This is a genomic window from Eubacterium sp. AF15-50 (assembly GCF_934835595.1).
Classification (GTDB): domain Bacteria; phylum Bacillota; class Clostridia; order Lachnospirales; family Lachnospiraceae; genus Eubacterium_G; species Eubacterium_G segne.
This window is the reverse complement of record NZ_CAKVZL010000071.1, coordinates 1-11,451: the sequence shown is the minus strand read 5'-3', so window position 1 is coordinate 11,451 and position 11,451 is coordinate 1. Positions and strand designations below refer to the sequence as shown.

Below are 11,451 nucleotides of genomic sequence, written 5' to 3'. Positions count from 1 at the left end.
ACTGATAACAGCGAGTTATTTGTAAATACATATAAGCCAACCCACAAAGTAACCATTGAGAAGAAGGTTGCAGGAAATATGGGGGAACAGGAAAAGCTATCAAAGAGTTTTAACTTTACGGCAGGTATTGCATTAGGAATGGAAAGCGTAAATGCTGTATTGTGTACAGGTACTTCTGTTACAAACAGTGAAAAAGGAAAGTATAAATTTAGCTTGAAAGATGGAGAAAGTATTTCATTTATTGTATATGACGGATGTGCCATAACAGTTACTGAAACGAAAGAGGAATGGTATTCTACTACTTATACAGTGGGTGGAGTGGATACTTCAATAAATAAAGAAGCTAAGGTTGAAGATAATTTCGACCCATTCGTGACAACAAATGCAATTAATAAAGATGTAAATATCTTATGTACAAATACAAGTGAAGACTTAGGTGATGTAGAAGTACAGGGATATCAGATGAACGTCAGCAATGTAAAGGGAGCACCGGCTGAGTTCTCGCCATCATTCAGAGTTGTTTGCCGTGTAAGCAAAAATACAATTAAGAGAAGAAAAGTTGTAAAGGCAGGAGTTATTTTTGGAACAGCCAACGCAGTGGGAACAGGAGCAGATGCAGTTAAGAATTTGACGATTCCTAAATCCTCAAATCTGAACAATGACGGAACAGCAGGAGCAGAAAAGGACGGTGTAGATGGAAAAATAAAGGATAATATATATTATCATGAAGAGACCACAGGTGGATATTATGGAGACTGGACAACAAGGGAGGATGATCCACATCCATATACACATTGGAATTATTATGCTCTTACTTTCTATGCTACATCCTATATGTATGGAATGTTGACACAGAATTTAACATACCGTGCATATGCAGTTGTAGAGGGAACGGCAGATAATTATGATTATCAGGAAAATGGCAACTACTATAAGTATGAGTATGGCAATGACATATATACAATTAATATGTACGAAATTGCCCGGAACCTTTATGAGAATCAGAAAATGAGTACACAGACTGCTCATAACTATCTGTACAATAACATTCTTAACATAGTAAATATGGACAAAAACAGATTAAATATTGCCAATGCTATGATGGTTAAACTTAATATTAAATCTAAAGATCATAATTATAATCTTGTAAATGCATGCTACAAAAGTATGTATGATTATGTACATTGTCTTGGAGGATATAAGTATAGTCAGAGGGAAAGTTCAGTGCCAAATAAAGATTTTGCCATGAAGAAGTACAATACAGACGGAAGTATTGGTAATTATAATAAAGAGCTTCTTGAAAAGTTAAATACGGCTTCAGGCACAAATTATGATACTCTGTCCCAGTGGATTTACTACGAAGTTGAAAAAACAGAGGTAAACAAATCACCGGGCAAATACTATACAGGATATTACAGAATGTCACAGTATTCCTGGAACAACGGAATAATAACAGATTATGATGTGGATGAAGAGTAATCAGATACGGAGGTAGTAAAAATGAGAAAATTATACGAAACACCTGAAATCCTGGTTACCAAGTTTGATGTTAATAAAAGGGTTATGTTGGAATTAGAAACAGGAAACGAAAAGCCGGGAGACAAATGGAATGCCGGAGTGGATATAATAAGTGGTAATTACGATAATCCGGACTTAGATTTGCTTGGTTAGTGTGGTTTTTAGCATATAAGACGTATAGGAAAGTGAGATAAATATGAAAGTAATATATAAAAAAATAATTGCATTTATCTGTGTGCTATCAATGATTGTATCAACTTTTGCAATGAATCCCGGTACTGTAAGTGCAGGTACTGATGAAGACGGATTCACTCAGCTTTCAACAACAGAAAACGTTGATCAGGCATTGGGAAAATGGTCAAAGATATATAAGGCAAGTACATGGGCACAGCCTACAGATGTATCCATAAAAGGAGAAGGAACTTCTTTTGATGATTTAGTAATCAAAATCAACTCCTCAAATGGGGCTACAACAGGTGATGAAAGGTGGGCAATACAGGCACACTATCCTGTGTCAGGGCTTGATGCATCAAAAACATATAAATGTACCATAAAGTACACATCAACAAAGGCAGGAAATATGTTATATAAACCTGACGGAATAGCAGGTAGGAATGACAAGATTTATCCGGCAGTTGAAGGTGAAAATACTATAACAGATACAATTACGGGAGTGACAGGTTTTACGGCGGTGTTTGCGTTATGTGGTATGCCGAATGGATGTATAGTGGATTTTACATCAATTTCAGTTGTAGAGGAAAGTGAAGAAACAACTACAACTTCGGAACCTGTTACAACGCCGGAAATTATAGACGGAACAGAGTTACTTAAGGACACGGAATTTGAGGAAGGTAAGGTTACTCATTGGGATGAATATGGTGGAAATAAATACACTAATCAGGGCAATGGAAAGTTAAAAGTTGAAATTCCGGCTTATGAAAGTGGTGATAACTGGGCAACACAGTTAGTTCAGAAGAATATTCAGTTGTATGAAGGTAAATGGTATGTGGCGCAGTTTAAAATCACTTCTGATGTGGATAAGTCATTTCAGCTTTTGATTCAGAGTGATGGAAACAGTGGTGGTGACTGGACAGTATTTGCTAAGGAGGATGTTGATGTTTCGGCAGGGGAAACTAAAACAGTTCAGATACAGTTTCAGGCAAATCAGAGCACAGAAGCTAATGTATTGTACGGAATAATGATGGGTTACATTAATGGTGCCAGTAAAGCAGCCAATGTTACAATTGAGAATGTAAGCCTTAAGGTGTATAACGATGAACAGCAAATTAGCGGAACACAAACTGTTTTACTTACCAGTAATGATGTTTCAGTATCAGGCTTCCAGATGAAAACCAACTGGTCTGAGGAAGATGAAAATCAGGGATTAGTGGGATTTAGAACAGTATGTAAGGCACCAAACGTTGGCGGTAAGGTTACAGTTGGAAAGGTTTCCTACACAGTTGCTAAATTCGGAACTCTTTATACAATAGAGCCGGACAATGGTATTCCTGATGGAACATCATTTACAGCTTCAGGAACATTATTAAAAAGTTACAATTTAAATGATGAAACAGCAGAAACTGTTAATCCTTTTACTCTTGCAGCTACAGCTACGGAAAATGCCATTAAGGAGAAGGACGATACATATTCATCATATGTACAGACAATGCAGGATACAATTGATAACCTTCACCCGGGAAATAAAATACATGTAAGAGCTTTTGTGGTAACAACAGGTGGAACAATAATTTACAGTACAAAATCTGTTTCTACATGTATTGCAAGGGTGGCATCATACATGTATCAAAAGAGTCTGGCATCTAATTACAGAGGCCATGAATATCTTTATAAAAGTATTCTAAACGTAGCACAGTTTGTTCCGGCAGAAAAGTATACGGGATATTTTACAACTAAAGATAATCCATATTACAGAGATTCTAAGGTTGTGTATGGATGGAATGACAATCTGTATACACCGGATGGTGACGATTATATGAATATAAAACCGGATGTATTTTTAGGAAAAGACTATCTAAGTGCAACTACAGGCTATAGTGGTGATCCGGCTAGTGTAAATAAAAATACCAGAGGTGGGGTTATAAGCATTTCCGGTGTTAAATATGATAATGGTATTTCCACAAATGCCAATGGTTACTTTGAATATAGCGTTCCTAAGAATGCAAAATACTTTATGGGAATTGCAGGTATAGATGATAGTGTGGTAAGTGATGCTAACTATGTCAAGACATCAGTTAAATGTGAAGTATCTTTTGACGGTTTTACTGCAATAACTACAGGTGTATTAACCTACGGAAAGTCACAATACATTAAAGTGGAAGTTCCACAGGGTGCCACTAAGGTGACAATTAAATTTAATGATGCAGGAGATGGAATCCTCTGCGACAGAGCTTCCATGGGAAATGCCGGATGGTTGGTTGATAAAAACTATTAGGAGGAAACTACTAAATATACTAATTGGGTAAATACTCTTACAAATTTTGAAACAGCACTGAAAAATACATCTTCAGATGACGCTCTTAAATATATTGATACAGATTCCTTTGTGGATATGTATATAGTTAATGAGTTGTTTAAAACCGTGGATTTTGGCTATAGTTCAGTTAAATTCTATACGAAATAGGATTCATCAGGAAATGAATGGATATGTTCTCAGTGAAATATAAACTAAAAAGTTAAAAAGAAAGCGCATTGGACTTTTACGAGGCCAGTGCGTTTTTTTTGATTTAAAAAGCCAAAAACTAAAAATGTTTTCTTAATTTAAAAAAATATAAACTTAAACAAATAAATAAATATAAAAAATATACAAGTTAAACGATAAACTACGACAAAAAAAACAATACAAACTATAAAAAATAAGAAAAAATATGTTGAAACAAATAAAAGCATACAATCAGCATACAAATAGGGAATATTGACATTAAGAATATGAAAGTGATAGTATACAAATGAAGTGTTTCAGAAAGTTTGGACATCAGGGTAGGCATGAAAAATAAAGGAGGTTTTTATGAAAGGAAAAGGAGCAAAGACTATCAAAAAAGTGGTGTCAATAATTTTGGCACTGGCTATGGTGGTAACAGGTGTTAATTATACACCGGTGTCAGTTAATGCTGCAGATAGGATTTCAATACAGTTAAATGGCAAAACATATACTGTTGAAAGCACGTCATCATCAATTGTCGGTTATGTTATGGGAACGGCAGACAATACAAGTGATGTGAATGCCAGATTTGTATTCCAGTGGGATGCGTCAACCGGACCGCGTCAAGTTACGGCTGTAGTTAAACAGGGAGAGGAAACAAAGGAAACATTAGAAAATCAAACTAATGGTTTTGGAATATATATTAAAAATATTCAAAACTACGAAGATGGCGATTATGTTATTACAATAACTGATAACAATGCCGGATCTACTCAGCAGGCTACAGTTAAATTGACAGTTAGTACATATGCATCAGACAAAGCACCGGATTATTCAGGTGTAACAGTAGCAGATAATGACTGGACAGAATTAGGAACAGGTGCAGAGGGAGAAAAGTGGTACATATCTAATTCTTATTTTACAGCATTAGCAGGCTCAGGATTCAGACAGATGGTTTCAAAAGGAAGCGAACTTACTTACATTGATAAGGATAATATTACGGTCACAGGTCCTGCAATAGGATTTGGTATACCTTCTCAGGAAAATTTTGAATCTGCATGGGTTAATGACACAAAGCTTGCCATAGGTGATAAGTTCTTTAAAAGTAAGACAAATGTTCCGGATGTGTTAGCATTATCACAGGACTTATTTAAGGATGGCGAGATTTCATATATTACAGTAAGATACAAAGATGGTACTGACAAAATTATTCCTGTGAAAAGAGACAAGATTCTACTTAAACCGGAGGTAGTTCTTACTAATAACAGTGGAACCATAACAGCCGAAGCAGATGTGAAAAGTGGCGTTACTAATTATAAGCTTACATATGTTTCAGGTGGAAATACAGTTACGGTAGAAAGTAATGAACTTACCATTGAAGAGGGAAAGGTTAAGTACACATTCACTAAAAATACGGCTCCTGATAATAATACAGAGGTTACTGTTTTAAATAGTGATACAGGTGATAAGATAGCGGTGGCAAAAGCATTTGCTGATTTGGTTATAACAGGTGTTGAAACAGATGGAGTTGCTACTGTCGGCAACGTTACAGGATTAAAGATAAATGTAAAAAATATCGGTGTGGCACCTGCAACATCAACGGAAAATAACAGAGTTTACTATTTAGTGGAGGCATTAAGCGATTATGTCGGCGACGTTGAAATAACTAAGGCATATGTTGATGTGGCTGACGGTCTTGCACCAAATGAAACAACAACTGTAGAGGGAATTGAAATTAAACCAAAAGCTGCAAAAGAAATAAAAATGTATGCTTACGCAGATGAACATAATGCAGTAGCAGAAAGTGACAATGGAGTTTCTGATAAAAACAGATACGAGTTTTCAATTAATCCTACATTGTCGGGAACACTTAAAGTGGAAAATGTTGGCGGAGTGGTTACTGCAACATGGGCTAAGAATGAGGCATCAGATGAACCATTAGGCTATGTTTTATCATATTATTCCAATGGTGTTTTAAAAACTATTGAAACAGGTAACACAACCACAACATCTGTTATTAGTGAAAAGATTGATTATAAATCAACAATAACCATTGCTTCTAAGTATTCATATGGAAATACAGTGTTTGCACAGCAGGTAGCATTACCTGACCTTAAAATTAAATCAGTTCAGTTAAGTGGTGGAGTAAGTGAAAATCAATCTGAAATTTATAAAGGAAAAATGTTTAGTGTCAAGGTAACATTTGAAAACGTGGGAATTACTGAAGTTCCTAAGTCCAGTGGATATGTTAATCCGGATACGGGAGAAATGCCTGATTACGGAAAGCGGATAATGGTTTCATTAGACGGAACTACTAACGTGGCAGGTTATGATGATGTAGGAAAAACACAGTTTGTTAGCGAAGGTGTATGGCAAGGCGTTAATATAAATAGTGAGCATTCAGTTACATTTGACAGACTTGTTTCACCATTAGAAGGTGCTACGGAATTTACGGTTAAAGTAGATTCACCATCCTTTACAGGAACTGAAGCTGAAGGCTTTATATCAGAATCAGACGAAACAAATAACAGCCTTACAGTTACTAAGAATACAGTTAAACCAGTTGAAGGTAAGGAAATGGACTGGACTAAGTTTAAATCAACTGATGTTAATAACTTAGACGAAAATGGAAATCCATATATTATTATTAATAATGGAAGTGATAAAAGATATTTAGAGTACAAAGTTTTAGATGCATCAATTACTGATGTGGATTATGCAGATATTATGACCGATGTTAGTGCATATAGTGGACAATTTATAAGGTTTTTGATTAATAATGGATTACCTATGGTAAAATCAACAGGCGGTACAATTACATCAAAGATGTATTTTGCCCAGGTTTCTTCATATACTGCTGAAAATTATACAAAGGATATGGACGCAGATATAAACTATGGAACTGAAAGAAAAGTAAACGACGGTGTTTTACAGACATGGGATGGAAATGGATATCAGTTATATACCCGTTCCTTTGCAGCAGGAAAATATTACATTGTAAAGGTTGTAAATAATGATGGGACATATCTTACATTAGGTCTTAGAATACCTGGAGATATGGGAAACTGGGTTAAAGCAAAGGCAAGTGATAACTCTGATCCTGATAAAGTACCTGTAGTATATCATGATAAGAATCATTTAATAGAAGGAACAATATATTATGATGGTTCAGATTTAGGACTTGCAGGAATGGCAGTATATAATAGCGACCATCTTGCCCTTACTATAGATGGAACTAAAAAAATTAATACTAACGGTAATAGTAATAATTGGAAAATGACTATTGCATATGCAAGTGTTGACGATAAAGGAAAGTTTATTGAGCAGATTGCAAATGATACTTTAGCTCATATAGGAACAGATCCGGGAACAGTTGAGCTGTTGCCAAGGGAGGAATTGTATTCAACTCAGGGAGAAAATACAATACTTATAAAACTTCCTGAGCTTATGCAGGAGCTTCCAATTCACAGTGAGTTAGGTGGAGAAAAAGGTTCAGAATATTATATTTTGAAGGTTTATTATGATACGGAAAATCATCCTGATGAGTATGTACCGGTACCTCTTAGAATTGTTGGAAATATTCCTGAAATAGAGGGTGTAAACGGTTTGACAGCAGGTAAGAAGGGGGATGCATTAACGGTATCATGGACAAACTCCATTACTCAGGAAGCAGACGGATATTTATATGATGTATTGATTTATACATGCGATAAAGATGGAATAAATGAAAAATTAGTTAAAACTGAAGAAGGTGTACAGGCAGGAAGTCATACTTACGAAAATCTTGTACCTTCAAGAGAAATTGATAATACAAACTTTAAGGTTAAAGTAGTTGCACATTGGTGTGAACAGGTTACTGATGCAGAGGATGCAGTGGTAACGGTAATAGCAAATCTGCCGAATCCATTGCCGGGAGAAGATCCTGACAGAAGAGAAGATAAATGGGTTCTTATTGACGGTGAATATTACCTTCCGATTAATGATGGAAAGGGTAATGAAACAATGGCAGAAGTGTGGTATTACACTGATGAAAACATGGATGCTGTTATAGGTTACAATGATAAATACATTACTTTAAATGGTAATGAAAAGTATTTTGTAGGTTCAAATACCCAGTTGTTTGTACAAAATGATGATGAGACAGGCAGGAAATTTGTTGCTAAAACTATTTACGATACAGTATACAAAGGTCAGCTTCAAATGGATGCCTACAAGATGTTTTCAGTATATGAAGGTGGTCCTGCATCAGATGGATTTTACTATTACACCGTAAAGGTAAGAGATGGAGAAAACACCGATAACACATATAACTTCTATTTCAGGGTTAAAGTTACAGATAATCCTACAAAGAGGGATAATAGCGAGGAATGGAAGCTTGTAAAAGGAACCGGTACATTACCTGTTAAGTTTAATTATTCTTACGAAAAACAGTCTAAGGATAATGATGGAAACAATGTAATGGAAACAGTTAATAAGAGTTTGGAGATAAATGGAACAATAGAGTTTTATGATGCTCCTGATAAGACTAATACATATGCTGTTACAGGATATAACAGCTATTATATGTCATTAATTGGAAAGAATGATGTGTATGCCGGTACAAACAAGGGAACAAATAGTGTTTCCATGGAAATTGTTAATACGGGAACTGAGGACAACAGTTCGTTAATAAATACTGACAGTAAAGGAAATATTCCGGCAGCAGAACTTACATATGCACAATTTGAAGTTTATGACAGTTTGTATCCCGGTGAAACACAGATTAATGCACCTACAGTATTTACTGTTACAAATCCTACAACATATTTTATGTTAAAGATTACGGGAACGGCAGAAGACGGAACGGTAACTACTAAGTATCTTCCAATAAGAATTACCGTAAATACAGGAAATGTTAAGCTTGAAGGATACCAGATTAACACTAATACCGCAAAGGGCGCTGTATCAGAATTTAATCCTTCATACAGAGTAATGTCCAGTGCCGACCAGGTGATTTTGGGAAGTGATAATAAGCTTCATGGAGTAAAGGGATTTGGAACAATTTACGGATTAAAGAGCAGAGTGGCAAGTGCTTCTGATATGACAGTAGACAGTGCAAACAAGAATGTTTACACATATGAGGCAACGTCAATGGGTATTTACGAAACGGGACTTTTCGGTAAGTCAAACATTAAGACAGAGGATACAAAACGTACATACTGGGCACTTACCTTTAAGCATTTGAATTATTCATATGCTGCCCTTGTTTCAAATTACGTTCTTAGAGCGTATGCAATACTTGATAACGGCGAAATAGTATATGACAATGATTCTTTCGGCTTTGGAGAATCAGATGTAAACATTTACAATATTGCAACTAATTTATATGAAGGAAAGAAGATGCCAAATAAGGCAGCTCACGAGTTTTTATTTAACAATGTAATCAGCATTGTAGATATTAACAATCATATATCACAAATTGGTATGGCAATGCTTACAAATGCCGGAAATGAAAATTACACAACAGTTAATAACGTATATCATGACCTGTTTGATTATGCAAGAGGACAGGAAGCATATAGCGGAGCGGATGAGTACACTAACAGACAGACTACAGGTTTTGTAGCCAGAAGGGAAGTGGGAAGCGAATCGTCCCTGCTTCAAACCCTGAACACAAAAACAGGAACAATTTATAGCAATCTCTTTGATTGGATTGCCGGTGAAACTACAGGTTTAATTCATAAAAAAGTTGTATTCACAAATAACACTGTGATGAACTAATGAATGTATAATGCAGGAGGAAACTAAATGAACGAAGTTCATTTTTAAAATGTTTCCGACGAGTTGCCGCTGACCGAAGGGAGGGGCGGTACATAGTATGATAGGAGAATGATATTATGAAACGTAATAAATATGAAACACCGGAAATTGTTGTCAATAGATTTGATGTTAATACAAGAACCATGGTAGATATAATTGATGGTGATGTTGTTACAAAATCAGATCAGGATTTGTCAATTCCGGAAGTTACCACATTACCTAACTTACCACATTCAGGTGGAGGAATGTAATAAACTAAAATATTTTAGTGATATATAATATATAACAGGCAATTAGATTACGCATCGATGTTTTTATTAATGTCGGTGCGCAATTTGTAAAAACAGGATTTATGAAAGGATAAAGTATGTTAAAGAAAGCGGGAAATATTTTTATTATATTAGCATTTATTGCTTTAGGTGGAATTATGGGAAATTGTGTAAAGGCAGAGGAAACCCTTATAAGCTCTAAAGTAGGAATAACCGGTTTTCAAATAAGAATGTCTAACAATACAGATGAGTTAAACATTGCTTTCAGGGTAGTGGGAAATGCACCGAACAAGGGAAGTATTATAACTTTAAATGGTGTGGATTACAAAGTAAAGGAATATGGAACCATATACACACTTGACCCTAATACAACAGGCTACGAAAGTAAAGATAAGTTAAATAATACATATACATTACTTGACCCTACGGATTATTCATCCCTTAATATGGGCTTTAGGTACAGAGGAATAAAAAAATATAATTTTAATGGAAATAATTTAAGTCCTACATTTGGGTATATGGAGGAAAAAGGAATAGCCATAAACTGGAATATTGATGATAAAGAAAATACATATTATGTGCGTACAATGGAAATGATGAATGATTTTGTGGCTAACAGTATTCATATAAGAACCTTTGTTACGGCAGAATATAATACCGATGGCGAAGCTAAAACAGCTATTATATACAGCGAAAACGTACGTTCCATATCAGTAGCACAAATAGCAAATTATTTCTATTTAAATAACATGGCAAATAATCAAAATCAGCATAATTACATATACAATAACATACTTCATAATACAGAAGTTTTAAGCAGGAAAAATCCTTATTATTTAAAGCAACCTGTGGAATATGGCTGGAATGGGGGAGTTGTAAATCCTTAAGGGGAAATAAGATTTTGGTTAAGAGTTATGTGTATGTTCAGGTGGGCTTAAGATTATATGGGCAAATCTTTATGAAAATTACCAGAAAATGTTTATGAAATCAATGATTTCCTGGCTCAATTCACTGATTACAGCCTGTGAAGTGTCGATTCCTACCGGGAATTTTTTATGAAATCAATGATTTCCTGGCTCAATTCACTGATTACAGCCTGTGAAGAAGCGACTTCTACCGGGAATTTTTCATGAAATCAATGATTTCCTGGCTCAATTCACTGATTACAGCCTGTGAAGAAGCGACTTCTACCGGGAATTTTTCATG

5 protein-coding genes and 1 pseudogene are annotated in these 11,451 nt (G+C 35.3%); all 6 read left to right on the top strand.

Going from position 1 to position 11,451, the window contains the following annotated elements; genetic code table 11:
• Positions 1–1,479, top strand: a pseudogene (locus Q5O73_RS08195) (hypothetical protein); the annotation flags it as partial.
• 21 nt (positions 1,480–1,500) lie between these two features.
• Complete coding sequence (locus Q5O73_RS08190; protein WP_021951897.1) at positions 1,501–1,671, top strand: hypothetical protein; 171 nt, start codon at positions 1,501–1,503, stop codon at positions 1,669–1,671.
• Positions 1,672–1,714: 43 nt separating this feature from the next.
• Complete coding sequence (locus tag Q5O73_RS08185; RefSeq protein ID WP_302669444.1) at positions 1,715–3,970, top strand: NPCBM/NEW2 domain-containing protein; 2,256 nt, start codon at positions 1,715–1,717, stop codon at positions 3,968–3,970.
• Between the two features lie 573 nt (positions 3,971–4,543).
• Entirely contained in the window at positions 4,544–9,937 is a 5,394-nt protein-coding gene (locus Q5O73_RS08180; protein WP_302669443.1) for a hypothetical protein, read from the top strand.
• Positions 9,938–10,053: 116 nt separating this feature from the next.
• Positions 10,054–10,227 (top strand): hypothetical protein, encoded by a 174-nt coding sequence (locus Q5O73_RS08175; RefSeq protein ID WP_021951900.1) that lies wholly within the window; start codon positions 10,054–10,056, stop codon positions 10,225–10,227.
• Positions 10,228–10,343: 116 nt separating this feature from the next.
• Complete coding sequence (locus Q5O73_RS08170; protein ID WP_021951901.1) at positions 10,344–11,132, top strand: hypothetical protein; 789 nt, start codon at positions 10,344–10,346, stop codon at positions 11,130–11,132.
• Positions 11,133–11,451 lie beyond the last annotated feature (319 nt).

Bases quoted from the DNA above. Each gene is read 5' to 3' on its own strand.
- Q5O73_RS08180 (WP_302669443.1), top strand. From the start codon at position 4,544: ATGAAAGGAAAAGGAGCAAAGACTATCAAAAAAGTGGTGTCAATAATT.
- Q5O73_RS08190 (WP_021951897.1), top strand. From the start codon at position 1,501: ATGAGAAAATTATACGAAACACCTGAAATCCTGGTTACCAAGTTTGAT.
- Q5O73_RS08185 (WP_302669444.1), top strand. From the start codon at position 1,715: ATGAAAGTAATATATAAAAAAATAATTGCATTTATCTGTGTGCTATCA.
- Q5O73_RS08175 (WP_021951900.1), top strand. From the start codon at position 10,054: ATGAAACGTAATAAATATGAAACACCGGAAATTGTTGTCAATAGATTT.
- Q5O73_RS08170 (WP_021951901.1), top strand. From the start codon at position 10,344: ATGTTAAAGAAAGCGGGAAATATTTTTATTATATTAGCATTTATTGCT.